At 67.3% G+C, this 23,824-nt stretch carries 17 protein-coding genes, 1 tRNA gene and 1 pseudogene; 11 read left to right on the top strand and 8 right to left on the bottom strand.

The genetic code is table 11. The features are described 5' to 3' along the window. Window positions 1–27: 27 nt before the first annotated feature. Window positions 28–2,094, bottom strand: coding sequence for a M13 family metallopeptidase (locus tag INQ41_RS08730; protein ID WP_193987299.1), 2,067 nt, complete (start codon window positions 2,092–2,094; stop codon window positions 28–30). A 278-nt stretch (window positions 2,095–2,372) separates the two neighbouring features. On the opposite strand from INQ41_RS08730, the gene INQ41_RS08725 reads away from it, so the two are divergent. From INQ41_RS08725 to INQ41_RS08715, 3 genes are all read left to right on the top strand, one after another. Beyond that, on the top strand, window positions 2,373–3,293 hold the full coding sequence (locus INQ41_RS08725) for an ABC transporter ATP-binding protein (RefSeq protein WP_193983713.1): 921 nt from the start codon (window positions 2,373–2,375) through the stop codon (window positions 3,291–3,293). 13 nt (window positions 3,294–3,306) lie between these two features. Beyond that, entirely contained in the window at window positions 3,307–6,927 is a 3,621-nt protein-coding gene (locus tag INQ41_RS08720) for an ABC transporter permease/M1 family aminopeptidase (RefSeq protein WP_193983711.1), read from the top strand. A 410-nt stretch (window positions 6,928–7,337) separates the two neighbouring features. Continuing rightward, the gene (locus INQ41_RS08715; RefSeq protein WP_193983709.1) at window positions 7,338–8,678 is read left to right on the top strand and encodes a DEAD/DEAH box helicase; all 1,341 of its coding nucleotides are present in this window, start codon (window positions 7,338–7,340) and stop codon (window positions 8,676–8,678) included. Between the two features lie 93 nt (window positions 8,679–8,771). Here the strand turns inward: INQ41_RS08715 and INQ41_RS08710 are convergent, their stop codons facing one another. The 6 genes and pseudogenes from INQ41_RS08710 to INQ41_RS08685 all read right to left on the bottom strand — a co-directional run bounded on the left by INQ41_RS08710 (window position 8,772) and on the right by INQ41_RS08685 (window position 14,454). Then, window positions 8,772–10,595 carry a DUF885 domain-containing protein gene (locus tag INQ41_RS08710; protein ID WP_193983707.1) on the bottom strand — a complete coding sequence of 608 codons (1,824 nt, stop codon included), beginning with the start codon at window positions 10,593–10,595 and terminating at the stop codon, window positions 8,772–8,774. A gap of 90 nt (window positions 10,596–10,685) precedes the next feature. Continuing rightward, window positions 10,686–11,336: pseudogene (locus INQ41_RS08705) on the bottom strand (DUF502 domain-containing protein); the annotation flags it as partial. 56 nt (window positions 11,337–11,392) lie between these two features. Beyond that, a complete protein-coding gene (locus tag INQ41_RS08700; RefSeq protein WP_193983703.1) occupies window positions 11,393–13,381 on the bottom strand; it encodes a bifunctional serine/threonine-protein kinase/formylglycine-generating enzyme family protein in 1,989 nt (662 codons plus the stop codon). 44 nt (window positions 13,382–13,425) lie between these two features. Then, window positions 13,426–13,905, bottom strand: a complete 480-nt coding sequence (locus tag INQ41_RS08695) for a DUF4442 domain-containing protein (RefSeq protein ID WP_193983701.1) — start codon at window positions 13,903–13,905, stop codon at window positions 13,426–13,428. Between the two features lie 80 nt (window positions 13,906–13,985). Beyond that, window positions 13,986–14,309, bottom strand: coding sequence for a ferredoxin FdxA (gene fdxA / locus INQ41_RS08690; protein ID WP_193983699.1), 324 nt, complete (start codon window positions 14,307–14,309; stop codon window positions 13,986–13,988). A 69-nt stretch (window positions 14,310–14,378) separates the two neighbouring features. Continuing rightward, window positions 14,379–14,454 (bottom strand) — tRNA-Glu (locus INQ41_RS08685). Between the two features lie 107 nt (window positions 14,455–14,561). Here INQ41_RS08685 and pcnB point away from each other — a divergent pair. The 5 genes from pcnB (at window position 14,562) to panD (ending at window position 18,626) form a co-directional block, all read left to right on the top strand. Continuing rightward, complete coding sequence (pcnB, locus tag INQ41_RS08680) at window positions 14,562–15,899, top strand: polynucleotide adenylyltransferase PcnB (RefSeq protein ID WP_193983697.1); 1,338 nt, start codon at window positions 14,562–14,564, stop codon at window positions 15,897–15,899. Then, window positions 15,896–16,420: a 2-amino-4-hydroxy-6-hydroxymethyldihydropteridine diphosphokinase gene (folK, locus tag INQ41_RS08675; RefSeq protein WP_193983695.1), complete on the top strand. Its 525-nt coding sequence runs from the start codon at window positions 15,896–15,898 to the stop codon at window positions 16,418–16,420. Before pcnB ends, folK begins: the two co-directional genes overlap by 4 nt. Before the next feature lie 16 nt (window positions 16,421–16,436). Further along, the gene (gene panB, locus INQ41_RS08670) at window positions 16,437–17,264 is read left to right on the top strand and encodes a 3-methyl-2-oxobutanoate hydroxymethyltransferase (protein WP_193983693.1); all 828 of its coding nucleotides are present in this window, start codon (window positions 16,437–16,439) and stop codon (window positions 17,262–17,264) included. Between the two features lie 36 nt (window positions 17,265–17,300). Further along, window positions 17,301–18,149 (top strand): pantoate--beta-alanine ligase, encoded by an 849-nt coding sequence (gene panC, locus INQ41_RS08665; RefSeq protein WP_193983691.1) that lies wholly within the window; start codon window positions 17,301–17,303, stop codon window positions 18,147–18,149. 96 nt (window positions 18,150–18,245) lie between these two features. Continuing rightward, the gene (panD, locus tag INQ41_RS08660; protein ID WP_193983689.1) at window positions 18,246–18,626 is read left to right on the top strand and encodes an aspartate 1-decarboxylase; all 381 of its coding nucleotides are present in this window, start codon (window positions 18,246–18,248) and stop codon (window positions 18,624–18,626) included. A 363-nt stretch (window positions 18,627–18,989) separates the two neighbouring features. Here the strand turns inward: panD and queG are convergent, their stop codons facing one another. Continuing rightward, window positions 18,990–20,066, bottom strand: a complete 1,077-nt coding sequence (queG, locus tag INQ41_RS08655) for a tRNA epoxyqueuosine(34) reductase QueG (RefSeq protein ID WP_228076797.1) — start codon at window positions 20,064–20,066, stop codon at window positions 18,990–18,992. Window positions 20,067–20,136: 70 nt separating this feature from the next. Between queG and INQ41_RS08650 the strand changes: the two genes are divergently transcribed. The 3 genes from INQ41_RS08650 (at window position 20,137) to INQ41_RS08640 (ending at window position 23,766) form a co-directional block, all read left to right on the top strand. Further along, entirely contained in the window at window positions 20,137–21,663 is a 1,527-nt protein-coding gene (locus tag INQ41_RS08650; RefSeq protein ID WP_193983685.1) for an NAD(P)H-hydrate dehydratase, read from the top strand. Continuing rightward, window positions 21,663–22,139 carry a tRNA (adenosine(37)-N6)-threonylcarbamoyltransferase complex ATPase subunit type 1 TsaE gene (tsaE, locus tag INQ41_RS08645; RefSeq protein WP_193983683.1) on the top strand — a complete coding sequence of 159 codons (477 nt, stop codon included), beginning with the start codon at window positions 21,663–21,665 and terminating at the stop codon, window positions 22,137–22,139. The genes INQ41_RS08650 and tsaE overlap by 1 nt, the downstream gene beginning before the upstream one ends. Before the next feature lie 88 nt (window positions 22,140–22,227). Continuing rightward, window positions 22,228–23,766, top strand: a complete 1,539-nt coding sequence (locus tag INQ41_RS08640; RefSeq protein ID WP_193983675.1) for an N-acetylmuramoyl-L-alanine amidase — start codon at window positions 22,228–22,230, stop codon at window positions 23,764–23,766. Window positions 23,767–23,824: the final 58 nt, after the last annotated feature.

The following is a 23,824-nucleotide window of genomic DNA, read 5'->3' as shown; positions in this document are numbered from 1 at the left end:
ATGGTGGCCCGGGCCTGGATCAGCGGCTCACCAGATCACGATCCGATCGTCGCCGTCGCGCACCATCGGCTGGCCGGGCGTGCACGAATAGGCCGCCGCAAACGACGGCATGTTGGACGGGGCGGCCATGGCGCGGAAGTTGGCCGGGGCGTGTGAGTCGGTGGCCAGACGCACGTTGAGCTCCTCGCTGGTGAAGTTGCGACGCCAGACGGTCGCCCAGTTCGCGAAGAAGCGCTGGTCGCGACTCATGCCGTCGGTCATCGGGTCCGGGGTGTCCGCGGTGGCCGCATGCATGGCGTCCAGGGCCACTGCCAGTCCACCCAGGTCGGCGATGTTCTCGCCCAGGGTGAGCTTGCCGTTGACGTACTGGCCGGGCGCGGCCTCGTAGCCGTTGAACTGGGCGATCAACTGGTCGGTGAGCTTCTTGAAGCCGGCGGCGTCCTCTTCGGTCCACCAGTTCTCGAAGTTGCCGGTCGGCCCGAAGCGGCTGCCCTGATCGTCGTAGCCATGGATCATCTCGTGGCCGATCACCGCGCCGATACCGCCGTAGTTCAACTCATCGGATGCGTCGGGATCGAAGAACGGCGGCTGCAGGATCGCGGCCGGGAAAACGATCTCGTTGGCGCTGGAGCGGTAGTAGGCGTTGACCGTCTGCGGGCTCATGCCCCATTCGCTGCGGTCCACGGGCCGGCCGATCTTGCCGACGTTCCACTTGTAGTTGAACTCGTTGGCGGCATGCACGTTGGCGATGTAACTGTCGCGACTGGTGTCCAGGCCGCTCCAGTCACGCCACTGGTCCGGATAGCCGATCTTCGGGGTGAAGCTGGCCCACTTCTCCAGTGCCTTCTTCTTGGTGTCCTCGCCCATCCAGGCGAGGTTCTCCAGACGCGTCTTCAGTGATGCGCGCAGGTTGTCGACCAGCTTTTCCATTTGCGCCTTGGATTCGGCCGGGAAGGCAACGTCGACGTACATCTGGCCCAGCGCCTCGCCGGTGTGGCCGCCGATGGTGTCCAGCACGCGCTTGCCGCGCTCCCTCAGTTCCTTCTGCCCGCGCAGGGTTTTGGCGTAGAAGTCGTAGTCCTGCTGCACGAAATCATCCGAGAGGTACGGTGCCGCGCGGTCGACGGTGCGGAAGCTCAGGTAGGCCTGCCACTCGTCGACGGGCACCTCGGCAATCATCTTGCCGACCTCTGCGTGGAACGCCGGAATCGCCAGCGAGAACATCTCCGGCGCGGCCACGCCCTGGGCGTCGAAGAACTTCGACCAGCCGAACGCCGGGGCGACCTTCTCGGCATCGGCCAGCGACACCGGGTTGTAGCGCAGCTCCGCATCGCGCGACATTTCCACGCGGGACTTGGACGCATCTGCCAGACGGGTCTCGAAGGCGACCACCTGGCCGGCCTGCTCGGCGGCCTTTGCCGCATCCACACCGGACAGCTCCAGCACCTTGGCGACATGCGCCTGATAGGCGGCGAGCTTGTCCTGGTAGGCGTCCTCGAAGTAGTAGCTCTTGTCCGGCAGGCCGAGCCCGCCCTGGCTGGCGTAGGCGATGTTCATCGCCGAGTCCTTGAAGTCGGGGCCGGCGTAGAAGCGGAACAGCACGTTGTCGCCGGTTGCGGCGCTCTGGTGCAGGTAGTCGGCGAGCGCTTCCGGGCTGTCGATCGCAGCGATCGCGTCCAGTTGCGGCTGGATCGGCGCGATGCCCTGGGCGTTGATCGCGGCCTCGTCCATGCCGGTAGCCCACAGGTCGCCGACGATCTTCTCCACGCCGTTGTCGGCATTCATCGCCGCAGCCTGCTCGGCCAGCTGGCGCTGGATTTCGGTGGAGCGCTCGGTCAGCACTTCAAACGAGCCCCACGAGGTGCGGTCGCCGGGGATGTCGTTCGCCGCCAGCCAGGTGCCGTTGACGTGGTCGTTGAATGCCACGCAGGCGTCCACGTTGGGGTCGATGTCATCCTTCGAGAAGCGGTTGACCGGCAGCAGCTTGGACTCGTCGAGGGTCAGCGCGGCGGCATCGCCATTGCTGGTCGGCTGATGGGTATCCGAACCACCGCAACCGGCGAGTGCGAGGGTGACGGCGAGCGGGAGTAGCAGGAATTTGGATTGCTTGAGGATCACGTGGACTCCGGGCGGTCGGGTGAAAGGAACGGTGGCCCCGGACGGGGCGTTGGCAAGTGGAAGCCTGCCCACAAAGGGGTGCGCCGCCCGCCGGGCGTGCCCATGGTCACGGGCATGGCGTCATCGGCATTGCATTCCGGGCATTGCGTCACGGGTGACGTTTTGCCCATGCTGGCGGTTCGTTCCACGTTTAGGATCGTGAAGCCGCTCATTTCGGCCCGACCGCCCCGGTCCGGCCACCCCAGGGGAAATCCATGCTCACCATCCGTGATCTCGGCAAGACCTACGCCAACGGCGTGCGCGCGCTCGACAACATCAGCCTGGACATCCCGCGCGGGATGTTCGGCCTGCTCGGTCCCAACGGCGCCGGCAAGTCCTCGCTGATGCGCACGCTGGCGACCTTGCAGGAGGCCGACAGCGGCAGCGTGGTATTGCAGGGCGAGGATGGCCAGCCGATCGACGTGCTGCGCGACAAGGACACGGTGCGCCGGCAGCTCGGCTACCTGCCGCAGGATTTTGGCGTGTACCCGAAGGTCAGCGCGGAGGATCTGCTGGAGCACTTCGCGGTGCTCAAGGGCCTGACCGCGCGCAAGCAGCGCCGTGAAGTGGTCGATGGCCTGCTGCAACAGGTCAATCTGTGGGATGCGCGCAAACGCAAGCTGGGCACCTACTCGGGTGGCATGCGCCAGCGCTTCGGCATCGCCCAGGCGCTGCTCGGCAGCCCGCGGCTGGTGATCGTCGACGAGCCTACCGCTGGTCTGGACCCGGAGGAGCGCAACCGCTTCCTCAACCTGCTGGCGGAAATCGGCGAGAACGTCGCGGTGATCCTGTCCACCCACATCGTCGAGGACGTGACCGACCTGTGCCCGACGATGGCGATCATGAACAAGGGCCAGGTGCTGCTGACCGGCGAGCCGAACGCAGCGATCGAGGCGCTGCGCAACCAGGTGTGGCGCAAGCAGGTGACCAAGGCGACCTTGGCCGGTTACGAGAGCCACCACACCGTGCTGTCGACCCGGCTGGTGGCGGGGAATCCGGTGATCCACGTGTTCGCCAGTGAGCGCCCGGACGAAGGTTTCGAACAGGTCGCGCCGGATCTGGAGGACGTCTACTTCCAGCGTCTGCGGGAGCAGGCACGACAGGCCGCGCAGCCCGCCAGCGTCGAAGCGGCTTGAGCGGGGTCACGACATGATTCTTGAATTCTTCCGCTTCGAGCTGAAGCAGCAGTTGCGCGCGCCGTTGCTGTGGCTGATGGCGTTGATGTTCGGCCTGTTCGCGTTCGGTGCGGCCAGCAGCGATGCGATCCAGATCGGCAGCGCGGTCGGCAATGTCCACCGCAACGCACCGACGGTGATCATCACTTTCCTCGGCGTGTTCACCGTGCTCGGCCTGCTGGTGATCGTCAGTTTCATCAGCGGCGCACTGCTGCGCGATTTCGAGCTGGGCACCGCCGACCTGTTCTTCTCCAGTCCGATGCGCAAGCGCGATTTCCTGATCGGCCGGTTTGCCGCTGCGCTGGTGGCGTGCTGCGTGGTCTACCTGATGGTCGCGCTGGGTTTGATGTTCGGTCCGCTGATGCCGTGGGTCGATCCCGAACGTCTGGGCGCGTTCTCGCTGGCGCCGTACCTGTGGGGTTTCGGCGTGCTGGTGTTGCCGAACCTGCTGTTCACCGGCGCGTTGCTGGCGCTGTTGGCGGTGACCACGCGCAGCCTGCTGGCGGTGTACCTGGGCGTGATCGGATTCTTCGTGCTGTACGTGATGTCGGGCCGGCTCACGGCCGATCTGGACAACGTCTGGCTGGCCACGCTGCTCGATCCGTTCGGCATCACCGCGTTCCGCCGCATCGTCCGCTACTGGTCGGCGGCGGAGAACAACACCCAGTTGCCGGCGGTGACCGGTTACCTGCTTGCCAACCGCGCCCTGTGGGTGGCGATTGCACTGGGGCTGGTGGCGGCGACGTTTGCGCTGTTCAAACCGCAGCGGACGGGGACCGGCAAAGGCTGGTTTGCGGGATGGTCCGCGCGTCGTGCCCGTCGTGGCGCTACCGCGCCGGCGGCTGCGGTGACCCCGCGCCCCAGCTCGATGATCGCGCCGCGCGTGGCGCCGGCCACCGGCGGATCGGTGGCGTGGCGGCAGTTCCTGCGCCAGTGGCGGTTCGACAGCATCGGTGTGTTCAAGAGCGTGCCGTTCCTGATCATGCTGGCGCTGGCGGTGGCCAACTTCAGCGGCAGTGCCAGCGTCGTCCAGAGCATGTTCGGCACCAAGGTCTACCCGGTCACGTCGCTGATGCTGCAGGCCCTGCAGGGCAGCTTCACGTTCATGCTGCTGATCATCGTGATGTTCTACGCCGGCGAGCTGGTGTGGAAGGAGCGCGGCGCAAAGATCGACGAGGTGACCGACGCGTTGCCGGTGCCCAATTGGGTGCCGCTGGCGGCGAAGATGGCGGCGCTGGTGCTGGTGGTGCTGGTGTTCCAGGCCGTCGGCGCACTGGCCGCGATGGGGATGCAGCTGGGCAAGGGATTCACCGCGCTGGAGCCTGCGTTGTATCTCAAGGCGTCGCTGCTGGATTCGATTCCGTTCGTGTTGATTGCCGGCCTTGCGCTGGTGCTGCAGGTGCTGAGCAACAACAAGTTCATCGGCTACGGCCTGCTGATCGCCTGGCTGGTGGTGCAGGGCACGCTGGGCTACCTCGACTTCGACCACAACCTCTACAACTACGGCAGCGCGCCGACTGCGCCGTATTCGGACATGAACGGCTACGGCCATTTCCTGCCCGCGCGGCTGTGGTTCCAGACGTACTGGGGCGTGTGCCTGCTGGCGTTGTTGCTGGTCGCGGCAGCGTTCTGGGTGCGTGGGGTATCACCCAGCCGGCGTGAGCGCTTCAAGCTGGCGGGACAGCGGCTGACGGGTGGCCACGGTATCGCTCTGGTGGCGAGTCTGGGGCTGTTCGCGTTGTTGGGCGGCTTCATCTTCTGGAACACCAACGTGCGCAACGAATACGTCGCCGGCGATGCCGTCAAGGATCGCCAGCAGCGTTACGAGGAGCAGTGCCGCCAGTACCAGGGTTTGCCGCAACCACGCATCAGCGCGGTCAGCACGCAGGTGGATTTGCGCCCTGAAGACCAGCGCGTGCGCATCCGTGGCAACTACACCATCAGCAATCCGCACGCGACGGCCATCAACGACATCCATATCCAGCTGTATCCGTACACGCAGCTGCACGCGCTGGACTTCGGCGAGGCGGAACTGGTCAGCAACGACGAGCCGGTCAATTACCGCATCTACCGTCTGGCCGAGCCGATGCAGCCGGGCGAGCAGCGCGAATTGAGTTTCGATGTCGAGTTCGGACAGGAGGGTTTCGGCAACGAGACGGCAGCGACCGAACTGGTGGAGAACGGCAGCTTCATCAACTCGCAGATGTTGCCCGCTTTTGGTTACAACGAAGGCTTCCAGATCGCCGACCGCAACGAGCGCCGCAAGCGTGGCATGCCCGAATTGCCGCGCATGGCCAAGCTGGAGGACGAGGCCGCGCGGGCCAACACCTACATCGGCGATGACGCCGACTGGGTCGCCTTCAAGACCACGGTGTGCACGGCGCCGGACCAGATCGCGCTCGCCCCGGGCCTGCTGCAGAAGGAGTATCTGCACGATGGCCGGCGTTGCTTCGATTACGCCATGCAGCGGCCGATGCTGAACTTCCACGCGACCCTGTCGGCGCGCTGGCAGGTCAAGAAGGGCGCCTACAAGACCGGCACACCGGACGAGATTCCGATCGAGGTGTATTACGACGCCAAGCATCCGTACAACGTTGATCGCATGATCGAATCGGTGCAGAAGTCACTGGCCTATTACGAGGCCAACTTCAGCCCGTACCAGCACCAGCAGGTGCGCATCCTCGAGTTTCCCGGGTATAGCAGTTTCGCCCAGGCGTTCGCCGGCACCATCCCGTACTCCGAGTCGATCGGCTTCATCGCCGACCTGCGCGACGAGGAGGCGATCGATTACGTGTTCTACGTCACCGCGCACGAGATCGCGCACCAGTGGTGGGCGCACCAGGTAATCGGCGCGAACGTGCAGGGCGCCACCATGCTCAGCGAATCGCTGGCGCAATACTCCGCGCTGATGGTGATGGAGCACGAGTACGGACGCGACAAGATGCGTCGCTTCCTCAAGTACGAACTGGACCGCTACCTGTCCAGCCGCGGCGGCGAGCTGATCGAGGAACTGCCGCTGTACCGGGTCGAGAACCAGCCCTACATCCATTACCGCAAGGGCTCGCTGGTGTTCTACCGGCTGCGCGAGGAAATGGGCGAGGACGCGCTCAACCGCGCCTTGTCCAAGTTCGTCCTCGACAAGGGCTACCAGCACGCGCCATTCACCACCTCGGCCGAGTTGCTGGAGTACATCCGCGCCGAGGCCGGGCCGCAAAACCAGCAACTGATCACCGACCTGTTCGAGAACATCACGTTCTACGACAACCGGGTCGAATCGGTGGCCGCGCACAAGCGCGACGACGGCAAGTACGAAGTGACCCTGAAGCTGCACGCGGCCAAGCGCTACGCCGACGGCAAGGGCGAGGAGACTGCGGCGCCACTGGACGACTGGATCGAGGTCGGCGTGTTCGCGCGTGGCCCGTCCGGCAAGGAAGCCGACGAGAAGGTGCTGTACCTGCAGCGCCACCACATCACCGAGGACGCGCCGACGTTGACCGTGATGGTGGAGGAGGCGCCGTACGAGGCCGGTTTCGATCCGTACAACAAGCTGATCGACCGGGTCTCGGGTGACAACCGCAAGCGGGTTTCGCTATAGCCGGTTGTGCTGGAACGACGCAGGTTGCGATGCACTGACATCCGCCCGCGAACCGGACGATATTCCGTCCGGTTCGCGGATGCGGCTTGAGCCGTCGCGGCGTGTATGAACGGACCATGGGCATCGCTGGCGCGCGTGGCTTATTTCCCGTAAGATTCGCCTGTTCAGCGCACGGCTGCCTGCCCGCAAGGGTCACGTTTCCCAGGTATGCCCTCGCACGGGTTGGCCAGTCGGCCAAGACCCCCCGCCCAAAGGCGTGGTCCGGTGCGAATATCCCGCACGTCTTTCGTCGCGCCGACACGGCCCGGAGCATCCGGTGCCGTCACCACCAATACTCGCAGCGCGGTTACAGGGAACGCTCCGGGTCTTTACCGCACCTCTGTGCGGTTCTCTATATTCGGAGCTACAACATGTCTTTTGAAAACCTCGGCCTTGCGCCTGCCTTGCTGCGCGCGCTTGCCGAACAGGGCTACACCAGCCCGACCCCGATCCAGGTCCAGGCCATTCCGTTGATCATGGCCGGCAACGACCTGCTCGGCGGCGCCCAGACCGGCACCGGCAAGACTGCCGCGTTCGGCCTGCCGCTCCTCAACCGCCTGTCCAAGCAGACCGGCCCCAACGGTTCGCGCAAGCCGCGCGCCCTGATCCTGGTGCCGACCCGCGAGCTGGCCGTGCAGGTCAACGACAGCCTGCGCAGCTATGCGAAGCACCTGCGGATGAACTTCTGCACGCTCTTCGGTGGCGCCGGCATGGGCCCGCAGGTCGAGAACCTGCGCCGCGGCGTCGACGTGATCGTCGCCACGCCCGGCCGCCTGATCGACCACATCGAGCGCGGTACCGTGAAGCTCGACGAGATCGAGGTGCTGGTGCTGGATGAGGCCGACCGCATGCTCGACATGGGCTTCCTGCCGGCGATCAAGCGCATCCTCGGCCGCCTTCCGGCCGAGCGCCAGACGCTGCTGTTCTCGGCGACGTTCGAATCCCAACTCAAGCAGCTTGCGCTGCAGTTCATGCGCGATCCCAAGCAGGTCCAGGTCGCCACCAACAACGCGATCGCCAACACGATCACCCACCGTGCCCACCCGGTGGACAGCGGCCGCAAGCGCGACCTGCTGATCGACATCATCGCCAAGCGCCCCGGCGACCAGGTGCTGGTGTTTGGTCGCACCAAGCACGGCTGCAACCGTCTGGCCGAACAGCTCGAGGCCGCCGGCCTGCGCTCGGTGGCCATCCATGGCAACAAGAGCCAGGCGCAGCGCCAGAAAGCCCTGCGCGACTTCAAGGGCAACCGTGCCCGCGTGCTCGTGGCGACCGACGTGGCGGCCCGCGGCCTGGACATCCCCGACCTGCCGCTGGTGATCAACTTCGACCTGCCGATGGTGGCCGAGGACTACGTGCACCGGATCGGCCGTACCGGCCGCAACGGTTCCACCGGTGAGGCGCTGTCGCTGGTCTCCCACGACGAGGGTGGCCTCTTGCGCCAGATCCAGCACGTGCTGAAGAAGGACGTGGAGATGGTGGTCGTGCCGGGTTACGAGCCCAGCCGCCCGATACGCCTGGACGTGGCCATCCCGAACCCGCGCAACAACGCCGGTGCCGGCCGTCCGCCGCGCAACAACAGCCCGCGCGCGGCCGCACGTCCGCACGCGGCAGCGCCGCGGCATGCCCATGCAGGCGCGCCGCGCCAGCGCTCGGCCGGTCCAGGCGCCCGCGGTGGCCGTGGCTCGTTCCGCGACGGCTCCAGTGCCTGATCAGTAGAAACTCCCGCGGAGCTCCTTCCGCGGGACAGGCATAACGCAGAACGGCCCGGAAAATTCCGGGCCGTTCGCAATTTGCACGGCTGGCTATTGGCTGGCTGCGATCCAGCGGTCGATCTTGTCCTCCAGCACGTCCAGCGGGACCGACCCGTCCTTGAGCACCTCGGCGTGGAACTGGCGGATGTCGAATTTGTCGCCCAGTGCCTGTTCAGCGCGCCTGCGAAGTTCCCGGATCTTCAGCTCGCCGATCTTGTAGGCCAGTGCCTGGCCGGGGATCGCCATGTAACGCTCCGCTTCGGCGACGGCCTGCGTGCGGCTTTCCGCGGAGTTCTCGAGCATGTAGTCGATCACCTGATCGCGCGTCCAGCCCTTGCTGTGCAGGCCGGTATCCACCACCAGCCGGATCGCCCGCCACAGCTCGTTCTGCAGGTAGCCGAAATAGTCGTAGGGGTCCTCATACACTCCCAGCTCGCGGCCCAGCGACTCGGCGTACAGGCCCCAGCCCTCGATGTAGGCCGTCTGTCCGCCAAAGCGGCGGAACGCCGGCAGGCCGGTCAGCTCCTGCTGCAGCGCCAGCTGGAAGTGGTGGCCGGGAATCGCCTCGTGCAGGAACAGGTCCTCCGCGTCCCAGGTCTTCCGGGTCGGCAAGTCGTAGGTGTTGACGTAGAAGATGCCCGGCCGGCTGCCGTCCTCGCTGGGAGTCATGTAGGAACCGCCGGCCGCCGACTGCGCGCGGAACGCCTCCACCGGGCGGATCTCGAACGGCGACCTGGGCACCAGCGAGAACAGCTCGGGCACTTTCGCGTTGACCTTGGCTTCCAGGCCCCGATAGAACGCGAGCAGCTCGTCCTCGCTGGCGAACTCGAAGCGCGGGTCGGTCTGCATGAAGACGAAGAATTCCTGCAGCGTGCCCTTGAATCCCACCTGGTCCATGACCTCTTGCATGCGTTCGTGGATGCGCGCGACCTCGTCGAGGCCGATCTGGTGGATCTGCGCCGGCGAAAGATCGGTGGTCGTCGACTGGTGCACGCGGAAGGCGTACCAGTCCTGACCGTTGGGCAGGTCGGCCATGCCGGCCGAGGCGCGCGTGTGGGGCAGGTAATCGTTGGCGATGTAGTCGCGCAGGTGCTGGTAGGCAGGCATCAGGACGGTCGCGATCAGCGTTGCGTACTCGTCCTCGATGCGCTTGCGGTCGGCGTCGGAAAAACTTTCCGGCATGTCCGCCACCGGCTTCCAGAACAGCGTCTGCCGCGGGTCCTCCCTGATCAGCGCATCCAGCTGCGGCAGCACCTTTTCCATCAGCGCACGCGGCTGCACGACCCCGGCCTCAATGCCTTCGCCCATGTTGGCGATCGCCTGGTTGAACAGCACCGGCACGTTGCTGGCACGCTCGCGCCAGTTGTCGTAGTCCTGCACCGTCTTGAAGGGCTGCGCGCCGGTGCCCGAGCCGAGCTGCACGAAGGTGGAGGCGATGTTGTAGAACTGGTTGACCGGCTGCATCCACGCGGGGAACCGCTGGCTCGCCAGCTCGTCGCGCGCATCGCGCACGAAGATCTGCCAACTCAGCAGGTCCTGGCCTTCCAGGCCGTCAGGGCCGAGGGATTCGATCTTTTCCAGCCACTCGGTGGTGAATGCGCGGCTGGTGTCGCGGTACTCGCGCGACAGGAAGTTCGGCAGCTGGTCGTTGTAGCGGTTGTCGCCCTGGTAGGTCGCGGCCAGCGGATTGCGCTTGAGTGTCTCCTCCCAGTACAGCGCATACAGGCGGTCCAGGTGCTCCGGCTTGTCGCTGACCGACTGGATGCCGGCGATGGAATCCGTCTCGGCGCTGCCGGTGGCCGTGTTGGGGGAGCAGCCGGCCATCGCCGCGGCGAGCGCGAGGGCGAGCAGGGTGGCAGGCGTGGACGGGCGCATGGTCGGGTCTCCAGGAAGTCAGGCGCGGCCGGGCGAGGGCTCCGCGGTCGGTGACGGTGCCGGGCCGGATGCCGGCGCCGGCGCCGGCGCGGCGGTGCGCGGCGCGGAGAAGGGGATGGTGTCCGGGGAGATCGCGCCTCCCGAGATGATGAAGCCCATCGCCTGGTCGACGCTCCAGTCGGTGGGCGTCAGCTTCTCGATTGGCACGATTTCCAGATAACCCGAGGTCGGGTTGGGCGTTGTCGGCACATATACCGCGGCCAGCTCCCGACCGGTCCCTTCCTCGCGCAGCACCCGGGTCACGAAGCCGACCGATTTCATCTGGTCATGCGGAAAGTCGATCAGCACCACCCGCTGCGTGCCACCGGGCTTGGTCTGCAGGATGTTCAGCAACTGCCGCGCGCTGCCGTAGATGGTGCTGGCAAAGGGTACGCGGCCGATCAGCGTCTCGATCCAGCGCAGCAACTGTTGCCCGAACACCCGGCGCGACATCGCCCCGGTGAACAGGATCAGCAGCAAGGTGGCCACCAGCGCGAGCAGGGTCTGCACCCAGGAGTCGGTCAGCCAGCCCAGGGCCTGCGGGTCCACGCTGGCGATGCGCTGCAGGATCGGCCCCGTGATCGGTCGGCTGATATCCGACAACAGGGCAAAAACAAACTTGACCACGATCAGGGTCAGCCACAAGGGCAGCAGGGTCAGCAGCCCGGTAAGAAACAGTCGTTGCAGGGTAGGTGTGCGCATGCGGCGATTGTAGACGGCGCACCGCGCCCCCACGTGCCGGAAATCGCCCGCGGGATTCAGGGATCGCGCAGCAACCGGAAGCCCACGTCGTCGTAGCCACGTCCTGCATCCAGCATTCGCCTAGCCTCCTGCTTGCGCCAAGAACCGCCCAGCACGGCGCGCTCGCGGCAGCCCTCGCCGCAGTCGAGTTGCCACAGGGCAACCTCGCGTCCGCTGATCTGCGGGGCGATGGATCGCGATTCGACCGCCGTGGGCAGGCGGTAACTGCGGCCGGTCTGCTGGCTCAGCCATTCCGCGTAGGCCTGCGCGTCGGCGAGCGATACGCACAGCACCGGATCGGATCCGTCCTGGTCGAAGCCGGGTCCGCGCCAGTCGCGCGGCGCCAGCATCCGCAGCAGGGACGAGCGCTCGCGGCACAAGGCCGGCTTGCGCGCGGTGGCATCGGCGAAGGCGGCGTACTCGTCGCGGCTGACCGGCTTGGTCGCCAGTGCCACCACGGCACCGGCGGCGCTTCGCGGCGTGGATCCGGTGGGAACCGCGGCGGCGCGGGCCTGCAGCCTGCGAACGGTCTCCGGCGCCAAGCCGAACGGTTCTGCCAGTGCCGCCGCCGCGATCGCCGCGCTGCTGTCGGTGCGCCCGGCCGCCTTGGCAATGCGCGCTTCCAGGATCTTCTCGATGGCGGAGTCCAGGCGTCGCTGGGCCGGCGACTCCAGGCTTGAGGTTTCCGTCCCCAGCAGTCGGATGCGTTCGATCTGCCCTCCTGCCTGCTCGTCCCGCCCGGCGCGCAGGTTGGCGACTGCCGACTCTCCCAGCGCGGTGGTCAGGGTATCGATCAGTTCCAGCACCGCCGGATCGTCCGGGTTGCTGGCCCAGGCGTTCATGAGGCTGGAAAACGCGTTGTCTTCGGCCGGCGTGGTGAGGCGGTTCTGCGCGATCTGCTGGCGCGCCCTGTCCAGGGCGATCTGCAGCGGCGCTTCGGGCAACGGCTGCAGCATGGCCGGGATGGGGTCCTCGCGGCGCGCTTCCTCCGCCAGGATCTCTGCGGCGTGCTCGGCATCCTCGGCCGCTTTGTCCTTGCCTGCCAGCGGCAGGCCGATCGCGAGTGCGGCCACCACGGCAGCCACCAGCCAGACACGCCCGGGGACGCGCGCGGCCGTACGCAGGACGCGGTCGCGCCCCGTCGTGATCCGGGGCCAGCGACCGCGGCGTTCAACCTGGGCGAGCATCGCCAGCATCTGCGCGGTGTCCTGGAAACGCTGGGTCGGCTGCTTGGCCAGCGCGCGGTTCATGAAACGCTGCCAATGGCGCAGGTGCGCCGGAAGTCTGGGGATCGGGTTCTGCGCGTGCATCACCGCCATCGCCAGCGCGTCGCCCGCCTCGTAGGGCAGGTGGCCGGTCAGCATCTCCCAGGCCAGGACGCCCAGGCTGTAGAGGTCGGCGCGTCCGTCCACATCCTCGCCGCGGGCCTGCTCGGGGGCCATGTAGGCGGTGCTGCCAACGGCCAGTCCGGTCGCGGTCACCCGCGGGCCGAAGCCACGCCGCAGGGCGATGCCGAAGTCGGCCAGCAAGGGCTGCTCGGTATCGCCAAACAGGACGTTTTCCGCCTTGACGTCGCGATGCACGACCCCGCGACCGTGGGCGTATTCCAGTGCAGACAGCAACGTCCGTACCGTGGCGATGATGCGCGGCTCGTCGGCCCGGCCGTCTTCGCGCCGGAAGTCGCGCTGGCCCAGGTGACCGCGGGCCAGGTAGGGCATCGTGTAGTAGGGCAGCCCGTCGGCGGTCCGGCCCAGTTCGTGGATGCGTACCACGTGCGGGTGTTCGAGCCGCGCGATGGTGCGCACCTCGTTTTCGAACCGGCGCCGGCTGACTTCGTCCGACAACGCGGTGCCCGCCATCACCTTGATCGCGACTTCGCGCGAGGGAGCGATCTGCTCGGCCAGGTAGACCGTGGACATCCCGCCACGGTTCAACACCCGGAGCAGGCGATAGCCCCGGATGACCGGCAGTGCATGATCGTTGTCGATGTAGTTCGCGCCTGTCATCGCGGCCCCCTGTCGCGAATCTGGGAGCATACCCTCGTCATTCGTTATCCGCGCGTGTCTGCCGCGTTGCTGCGATCGCGGTCACGCTTGCGCCTGACGTACAACTGTTTGCGGACCCGCGCAACCACATCACCGGACGCATCGGTCACCTCGGTGTCGAACCAGCGCAGGACCTTGTCGCCGCCGGCGGTGGCGTGGCGCAATTCGTCCAGGACCGTGTCCGCCAGATCAAAACGCGCATGCACGGTGCCGCGGCCGGGTTTGACGAATTCGATCTCGCCCGCCTTGTCCCAGACGATGAAATCGCCACCCAGTGACTGCATCACCAGCAGCATCCAGAACGGGTCGGTCATCGCGAACAGGCTGCCGCCGAAATGGGTGCGCACGTAGTTGCGGTTCCAGGGGCGCATGCGCAGCTCCACCTGTGCGTGGCGGTAGTCCGCGTCCAGACGGGTGACATGGACGCCGCTGAACAGGAACGGGGGCCAGAGATTGAGGATGTGGCGAAGCAGGCCGGCTTTCATGGCGGGGCAGTTCTAAGAGGGACGGCCAGCCTGCCATACGCGAGCGTATATTCAAGCGCCGCAGCACCCGCCGACGCGCCTCAGCGCTCCAGCAGCGGCAGTTTGCCGGTCATGTCGTCCCACTCGGCCGCGTCCGGCGGCGGGTCCTTGCGCGTGGCGATGACCGGCCACAGCGCCGCCAGCTCGGCATTGAGCGCGACATACAGTTCCTGCCCGCGCGGCACGTCGTCCTCGGGGTAGATCGCGTTGACCGGGCATTCGGGCTCGCACAGTGTGCAGTCGATGCACTCCTCGGGATTGATCACCAGGAAGTTGGGGCCTTCATGGAAGCAGTCGACCGGACACACCTCGACGCAATCGGTGTATTTGCACTTGATGCAGCTCTCGGTGACGACGAAGGTCATGACTCGTATTCCCGGATGTCAGCGCACGAAAAAGAAAGCCCGCGCAGCGATGCGCGGGCTTTCGGTAGATGGTGCTCCCTACGAGATTCGAACTCGTGTTTTAGCCGTGAGAGGGCCACGTCCTAGGCCTCTAGACGAAGGGAGCAGATCCACGCCGGACTCTCACCGTTGCGTGGCCGCACAGTATAGGGACGGCCGAAGCTCCCGGCAACTGGTATCCTGCGAAATTCCCAAAGCGGCGACGCCCGCCTGATGCCTGAACAAAACCCATCTTCCAAGCCCGAACTGCGGATCATCCCGCGCGACCAGCACAACGTCTCCCGCAAGGACATCAGTCCCAATGCGCTGCGGGTGCTGTACCGGTTGCGCGACGGCGGCTTCTCCGCCTATCTGGTAGGCGGCGCGGTGCGCGACCTCCTGGCCGGTCGCCAGCCCAAGGATTTCGACGTGGCCACCAGCGCGACGCCCGAGGAGGTCAAGCAGTTGTTCCGCAACTGCCGCCTGATCGGCCGCCGGTTCCGCCTGGCCCATGTGGTGTTCGGCCGCGAGATCATCGAGGTGGCGACGTTCCGCGCCAACACCGACGACGGCAGCGGCGACCGCGAGCAGCACGAGGGCGGCAGGCTGTTGCGTGACAACGTCTACGGCACCATCGAGGACGATGCGGTCCGGCGCGACTTCACCGCCAACGCGCTGTACTACACGATCGAAGACTTCTCGGTGCGCGACTACACCGGCGGCTTCGAGGACGTGCAAAAGCGGCTGATGCGGCTGATCGGCGACCCGGAGACGCGCTACCGCGAGGATCCGGTGCGCATGCTGCGCGCGGTCCGGCTGGCGGCCAAGCTCGGCTTCGAGATCGAACCGGCAACGGCCGAGCCGATCCCGCGGCTGGCATCGTTGCTCTCGGAAGCAGCGTCGGCACGCCTGTTCGAGGAGTGCCTGAAGCTGTTCCTCTCAGGTCACGCGGTAAGGAGTTTTGAAGGGCTCGAGGCGCGCGGCCTGCTACCGGCACTGTTCCCGGATACCGCGGCGGCTTTGAAGGCGAACCGCAGCGGCGCGTTGCGCAGCGTGGTGATCGATGGCTTGCGCGGGACCGATGAGCGCGTGGCCAACGAGGAGCCGGTGTCGCCGGCATTCCTGTTCGCACTGCTGTTGTGGCCGGCGTATTGCCGCGCGTTGATCGCACTGCAGGCGCAGGGCGTGCAGCCGATCGACGCGCAGCGCCGGGCCGCCGACCGGGTCACGGTGCGCCAGTTGTCCACCGTCGCCCTGCCGCGCCGGTTCTCCATTCCGATGCAGGAAATCTGGCTGCTGCAGTCGCGCTTCTCGCTGCGCCAGGGCAAACGCGTGTCGCGGATGCTGGGCCATCCCCGGTTCCGCGCCGCGTTCGACTTCCTCAGCCTGCGCCTTGCCGCGTCCGATGAGCACGCCGAGGACGTCGCGTTCTGGCGCGAGCAGCAGGAGCGCGTCGGCATGGGTCCGGGTCAACCGAGTCCACGACCGCGCGATGATGAGGACGCCGAGGACGATGCACCGGCGCGACCGCGCCGGCGCAGCCGCAGATCCACCGCAGCCGCCGGCGAATGACCGCCAGCGTTGTGTTCGTCGGCCTGGGCAGCAACCTGGGCGACAGCGCGGCGATCCTGCGCTCGGCCTTCGCGGCCCTGGGTGGCCTGAAGGACACCAGCGTGCTGGCGACCTCCGCGCTGTACCGCACACCCGCCTGGGGCGTGACCGATCAGCCGGACTTCCTCAACGCCGTCGCCATGCTGCGCACCGATCTGGCTCCGCAGGCACTGCTTGACGCCTTGTTGGAGGTCGAGCGCGACGCAGGCCGGGTGCGCCGGGACGATGGCAGCGACCGCTGGGGTCCGCGAACGCTGGATCTGGACCTGCTGCTGTACGGCGATCGCATCATCGACGAGCCCGGCCTGAGGGTGCCGCACCCGCACCTGCACGAGCGTGCCTTCGCCTTGCTGCCCCTGTTGGAAATCGCACCCGACGCCACCATCCCCGGCATTGGGCCGGCGGCCGATGCGATGGCCGGGTTGGTCGGCCCAGACATCGAAGCGTTACCGTGTACCACCGCCGTACCCCCACGCGGCTGATAGCGAGCACTGAGCCATGTATACCTCTCCGTCATCTCCCGTCGAGCGCAAGCCCTGGACCGTGCCGATGCTGCGCGCGGCCAAGGCGGACGGCCGGAAGTTGGCCATGTTGACCTGCTACGACGCGGGATTCGCCCATGCGGTCGAGGCGGCCGGGATCGACCTGGTGCTGATCGGCGACTCTCTGGGCATGGTGGTGCAGGGTCACGGCAGCACATTGCCGGTCACGGTGGACGACATCGCCTACCACACCGCCTGCGTCGCCCGTGGCCTGCAGACCGCGCTGCTGGTGGCCGACATGCCGTTTCAGTCGGATGCCTCGCCGACCCGCGCCCTGGATGCGGCGACCCGCTTCCTGCAGGCTGGCGCGGGGATGGTCAAGATCGAGGGCGCCGGGCCGAAGCTCGAGGTCATCCGCTATCTGGTCGCGCGCGAGATTCCGGTCTGCGCGCATCTGGGTCTGACCCCGCAGTCGGTCCTGCGCCTGGGCGGCTACCGCGTGCAGGGCCGCGACGAGGCGGCCGCCGCCAAGCTGCTGGACGACGCCCGCGCCGTCGCGGACGCAGGCGCGGAGTTGCTCGTGCTGGAGTGCGTGCCCAGTGCGGTCGCCAGCAGCATCAGTGCCGCCCTGGACATTCCGACGATCGGCATCGGCGCCGGTCCGCAGTGCGATGGCCAGGTGCTGGTGCTGCATGACATGCTCGGCCTGGCCGGCGGGCAGCGCCGACCCAAGTTCGTCAAGGACTTCCTTGCCGAGGGTGGCTCGGTGGTGGGCGCCATGCAGGCCTTTGCGGCCGCGGTGCGGGAAGGCTCCTTCCCCGGCCCGGAACACTCCTACGCCTAAACCATCCATGCCGTCCTGTTTGCGGTCGAGAATCCGATGATCCAGACCATCACCGAGCTTGCGTCATTGCGTGAGCGTGTCCGTGGGTGGAAGCAGGCGGGCCTGCGCGTGGGCTTCGTGCCGACGATGGGCAACCTGCATGCCGGCCACCAGTCCCTGGTCCGGCTCGCCCGCGAACGCGCCGACCGCGTGGTCGCCAGCGTGTTCGTCAATCCAACCCAGTTCGGACCGGGCGAGGACTACGAGCGCTACCCGCGCACGGTCGACGCCGACCTGTCCGCGCTGGAGGAAGCGGGCGCCGACGCGATGTGGCTGCCCTCGGTGGAGACGATGTATCCGTACGGCATGGGGGGCGTGGTGGAGATCCGCGCGCCCGGCGTGACGGGTGTTTTGGAAGGGGCGCACCGCCCCGGCCACTTCGACGGCGTCACCACGGTCGTGGCCCGGCTTTTCAACCAGGTGCAGGCGGACGTCGCGGTATTCGGGCGCAAGGATTACCAGCAACTGGCGGTGATCCGTTACATGGTCCGCGACCTGGCATTCCCCGTCGAACTGGTGGCCGCGCCGATCGTCCGCGAAGCCGACGGCCTGGCGATGAGCTCACGCAACCAGTACCTGTCGCCGACGGACCGCCAGACGGCGACCGCGATCCATCGCGCTTTGCAGGCCGCGCGGGATGCGGCAGGCGCCGGTACGCCATTGCGCACGGTTGAGCACGATGCGGCAGCGCAACTCACCGCGGCGGGCTTTGCGGTGGACTACGTCGCCACCCGGCACCGGGACCTGAGCGCGGCTGATTCCGATGCTGCCGGTCCGCTGGTTGCGCTGGCCGCGGCGCGGCTGGGAAGCACTCGGCTGATCGACAACCTCGAGTTCGAACGCTAGACACACCGTTTTATCGCCGCTCATGCTGCAGTGCGCCATCCCCTGATAAACTTGCAATTCCACACGCCGCTGCCGTCCGGTCGGAGTTTTTGAACCATGCAATTGAACCTGCTCAAGGCCAAGATCCACCGCGCCACCGTCACCCACGCCGAACTGCATTACGAAGGCTCGTGTGCGATTGACGGCCGGCTGCTGGATATTTCCGGCATCCGCGAATACGAACAGATCCACATCTACAACATCGACAGTGGCCACCGCTTCGTGACCTACGCGATCCGGGCCGAGGAAGGCAGCGGGATCATCTCGGTCAACGGCGCCGCGGCGCACTGCGCCAAACCCGGCGACCTGGTAATCATCTGCGCGTACGCGCAGTTCGACGAAGCCCAGGCGGCGCAGTTCAAGCCGACCCTGGTGTACGTCGATGCCGACAACGCGATGACGCACACCAACGACTCGATCCCCGCGCAAGCGGCGTGATCCTGCTGGCCTGGTTGCGATATGCGCCGGGCTGATGCAGCACCGGGAGCGAACGCCGCTGGCACCGGGAGCGAATGCCGTTGGTGCGAATGTCCCCCGGCACCGATGAAGCCGGTGCCTCCTCCTTTATTTCGCTCCAACGGCATTCGCTCCCGTCGCTGAAGCACGTGAGCGCAAGCCCGGCCACGTGAGCGCAAACCCCGCTGTGCTTGTCCGCCCACCGCGGCCACCCGTTAGAGGTAGCTGCAGGCGTTCCGGGCGAAATAAAGGAGGAGGCCTCCGCCGCAGGCGGAGGCCGGGGGACATTCGCCCGGAACGTCTGCAGCTATCACGCTCGCGCACCTCAGTCGCCGCTCGCTCACCTCAATTGCCGCGCTCGCGATGGCGCTGCAATGCCCACGTCACGTGTTCGCGCACAAGGTCGTCATCGATGTCCTGGCGTGACTCCAGGGCCGACAGGACTTCCGCAGTTGTCGGTGCGTTGCCCAAGGCGACCGCGATATTGCGCAGCCAGCGGCGGTATCCGCTGCGTCGGATCGCCGAGCCCTCGGTGCGCTCCAGGAACTCCGCCTCCGTCCACGCAAACAGGTCCGCCAGACTGGCCTCGTCCAGGTTGTTGCGGGCGCGGAAGTCCGGCTCGTCGCTGCGCTTGGCGAACTTGTTCCACGGGCACACCAGCTGGCAGTCATCGCAGCCGAAGATCCGGTTGCCGATCGGCTCGCGGAACTCCAGCGGGATCGGCCCGTCGTTCTCGATGGTGAGGTAGGAGATGCACCGCCGCGCGTCAAGCCGGTGAGGCGCGGTGATCGCCTGCGTGGGACAGACATCCATGCAGCGCGAGCAGGTCCCGCAGTGGGAGGTGGCCGGCTCGTCGACGGGCAGCGGCAGGTCCAGGTAGATCTCGCCGAGGAAGAACCACGAGCCGCCGTCGCGGTCGATCAGGCAGGTGTGCTTGCCGATCCAGCCCAGCCCGGCATTGCGGGCCAGCGCGCGCTCCAGCACGGGGGCGGAATCGACGAAGACGCGGTGGCCGAACGGCCCGACCAGTTCGGCGACGCGGTCGGCCAGCCGCTGCAGTCGTTGCCGCATCAGCTTGTGGTAATCGCGCCCCAGGGCGTAGCGGGCGACGTAGGCGCGCTCCCCATCGCCCAGGGTCTGCCACGCCTCGGCGTCATCGCGGCGCCCGTAATCCAGGCCCACCGAGACCACGCGCAAGGTCCCCGGCACCAGCTCGGCCGGGCGCGAGCGCTTCTCGCCGTGGCGGGCCATCCATTCCATTGATCCGTACAGGCCCTTTTCCAGCCAGTCGCGGAGATGCCCCTCGTCCTCGCCCAACTCGATGCCGCTGATGCCGCAGCGCTGGAAGCCGAACTCCGCCGCCAGTTCACGGATACGCAGCGCGAGCACGGCCGGGTCGGCGTCAGCGCTATCGGGCAACAGCGTCACGCTGATGGCATCGGGGGAGGGGCGGGGGGGATGGGTCACGGCACTGCAAGTATAGAATCGCCGCATGTCGCCTGCCGTCCTCCATACCAGCGCTGCCTTGCGGGAAATCGAGCAGCGCGCTGCCCTCCGGTTCGGTGATCCGTTCGAACTGATGCGCCGTGCCGGTCGCGCCGCGTGGCAGGCGGTCATGCAGCACTGGCCGCACGCGCAGTCGCTGCTGGTGATTTGCGGTCCGGGCAACAACGGTGGCGACGGTTACGTGCTGGCGACCCTGGCGCGGGCTTCGGGTCGCCGGGTGCAGGTTTGCTGCCTCCCCGACCACGAACCGCGAACCGACGAGTGCCGCCGGGCCAGACAGGAATACGTCGATGCGGGCGGTGAGCTGGTCGCTGGGGACGGAGCCCTGCCGGCTGCCGACTTGCTGGTGGATGCGCTGTTCGGCATCGGGCTGACGCGCGAATTGCAGGGTCCGGTCGCGGCGCTGGTCGAGCGGATCAACGCGCTTTCCGCCCCGGTCCTGGCGCTTGATGTGCCCAGCGGCGTGGTCGCAGACACAGGATCGGTGGGATCAGTGGCGGTGATGGCCGACCTCACCCTGGAGTTCATTGCGGCCAAGGCCGGTTTGCGCACCGGCGGGGCGCGGGATTTCACCGGTGGGCTGCACGTAGCCGATCTGGGCCTGGAGCCAACGGACCTGCGCTCGGCACAGGCGGACGTGGCCTGGCTGAGGGCGCCGGACCTGGCGCACTGGCTCCGCCCGCGTCGGCGTGACAGCCACAAGGGTAGCAACGGACGACTGCTATGCATCGGCGGCGACCACGGGCACGGCGGCGCCATCATGCTCGCGGCCGAGGCGGCGCTGCGCGCGGGCTCCGGACTCGTCGATGTCGTCACCCGGGAGGCCCACGTCGCGCCGCTGCTGACCCGGCTGCCGGAGGCGATGGTGCACGGCGACAGCGACGGCGAGGACAACAGCAACAGCAACGGCGACAGCGGTGGCACGGCGTCGTCAGGGCTGGACTCGCTGATCAGCGATGCCTCCGCCATCGTGATCGGGCCGGGCCTGGGTCAGGGCGCGTGGGGCAGGGAACGGCTGCGCGCGATCTGCGCATCCGGCCTGCCGGTGGTGCTGGATGCGGACGCCTTGAACTTGATCGCCGCCGGTGTCGTCGCGGCACCTGCCAATGCCGTACTCACGCCGCATCCGGGCGAGGCGGCGCGGCTGTTGCAGACCGGGATCACTGAGGTGCAGCGCGACCGCTTCGCCGCGGCGCGCGCAATCGCCTCCCGATACCAGGCGGTGGTCGTGTTCAAGGGGGCCGGCACGATCGTCTCCGAACCCTGCGGCAACCTCAGCCTCATCGACGCCGGCAATCCGGGCATGGCCGTCGGCGGCATGGGCGACGTGCTGAGCGGGGTCATCGGTGCCTTGCTGGCGCAGGGACTCCCGCTGCGGGACGCCGCGGTATGTGGCGCCCTGCTGCACTCGGTCGCCGCGGACTCGGCGGCTGCAGATGGCGGCGAGCGCGGGCTGCTGCCGAGCGACCTCATGTGCTGGCTGCGATGCCATGCCAACCGGGGAGCCCGTTGATGAAGGTGTTCACGCTCGCCGACAGCAGCCGCACGGACCGGTTGGGGCAGGCGCTTGCGCGGACCCGGCCGCAGCACGCCGTGGTTCACCTGGAGGGTGACCTGGGTGCGGGCAAATCGACGCTGGCCCGTGCGCTGCTGCGCGAACTGGGCGTGCGCGGCGCCATCCGCAGCCCGACCTATACGCTGGTCGAGCGTTACCCGCTGGCCGGCGGCGGAGAGGCGTGGCATCTGGATCTGTACCGGATCGGCGATCCGGCCGAGCTGGAATACCTCGGCCTGGACAGCGCGGATGTGACCCTGTGGCTGGTGGAGTGGGCGGATCGCGGTCGTGGGGGTCTGCCACCGGCGGATATCCAGGTCCAGCTAGAGATCGAAGGGGATGGCCGTCGCGCCCAATTGTCGGCGCGCAGCGATGCCGGGAGGGTGTGGCTGCGGCGGCTTGCCGGGGACGACGCTATCGCCGACGTCTCCTGAACCTTTTGGGAGGAAGATGCGGCAGGTATCGGATTAATAAGGGAAAAAGCGCTTGCAATACGTGGGTTGCGATGGTTGACTACCCGGCATGCGAGTCCAATCCCCCAGTCTGTGCCGCCTGCTGCTCGGCTCCACGTTGATCGTCGCCTGCGTGGGCGCGGTGGCGCACTCCAGTGAAATCAAGGGCTTGCAGCTCAATGCGGGCGCCACCGGCACCCGCGCCGAGATTGCGCTGGACGCGCCGGGCGAGTTCAAGGTCATCAGCCTGGCGGGTCCGGACCGTCTGGTGATCGACATGCCGGCGTCTTCCGTGTCGCCCACCCTGTCGGTTCCGGCCGGTGCCGGCGTGGTGAAGTCGGTACGCACCGGCAAGCCGGTGCCGGGAACGGCGCGGATCGTGTTTGACCTCTCGCAAACCATCACCGCGCTCAAGCCACGCATCGAACAAAGCGGCAAGGGACCGGTGCTGGTGGTCGAGTGGCCGGGCGACGGTGCTCCGGCGTCCGTGCCCGCAGCCGCGGTCGCGACGTCGGTCACTCCGGCACAATTACCGAGCGCAGACTCGACCGCTGCCGCGGCGCAGATGATGGCGCCGGTTACCGCCCCGACACAGATCCGCACCCCGACCCCGGTGGACACCGCGGCCTCGGCGGAAGCCACCAGCCGGCTCATCTCCCAGATTGCCGCGGCCAATGCCGCCGCCTCGGCCAAGGAACTCGCCAGCCGCCCTTCAGCACAGGACGCCATGCCAAGCATGGTTGCGGTGGCTCCCGCACCCGTGCGTGCGACACCGCCGCCCGCGTCGGCGCCGCCTGCTGCGACTGCGCCAGTCAAGACCATCCAGCAGGTCATGCAGGGTCAGGGCATGCGCCCGCTGGTGATCGCGATCGACCCCGGCCATGGCGGCCAGGATCCCGGCGCGATCGGCAAGGGCGGCACGCGCGAGAAGGACGTGGTGCTGGCGATCAGCAAGGAGCTGGCGCGCCAGATCAATGCGACTCCCGGGCTCAAGGCCTACATGACCCGCGAGCACGATGTCTTCATCCCATTGAACAAGCGCGCCGCGCTGGCGCGGGCCGCCAAGGCCGACATGTTCATCTCCATCCATGCCGACGCGGCCGAGAACCGCAGCGCGGACGGCTCCTCGGTCTACGTGTTGTCGCTGCGCGGCGCGTCCTCGCAGCGCGCCCGCTGGCTGGCGGACAAGGAAAACTCCGCTGACCTGATCGGTGGCGCGCGCATGTCCGCCAACACGACGTTGGCCTCCGTGCTGCTCGACCTGACCCAGAGCGGGCACATGAAGGCCTCCGAAGATGCCGCCGGGCAGATCCTTGACGGGCTCAAGCGCGTGGGCAATGTCCACAAGCCAAGCATCGAGCGCGCCAACTTCGCGGTGCTGCGGACCTCGGACATGCCGGCGATGCTGGTCGAGACCGCCTTCATTTCCAACGCGACCGAAGAGATCCGGCTCAGGGATCCCGCGTTCCAGCGCAAGGTCGCCGGCGCTGTGCTGGACGGGGTCAACACCTTCTTCACCCGCCAACCGCCTCCGGGCACGATGTTTGCTGCCCGCGCCGCGGCACTGGAAACCGCCTCCGCATCGGTCACCGCCGGCGGCAGTCCCTGAACGAGTGATGTTGCGCCGGGTGTCGGCGATCGCCTGACTCGGTCGTACATCCCGCGTT

Source organism: Lysobacter ciconiae (genome assembly GCF_015209725.1).
GTDB lineage: Bacteria > Pseudomonadota > Gammaproteobacteria > Xanthomonadales > Xanthomonadaceae > Novilysobacter > Novilysobacter ciconiae.
The sequence above is the reverse complement of the archived record's forward strand: the minus strand, read 5'-3'. Positions and strand labels throughout refer to the sequence as shown.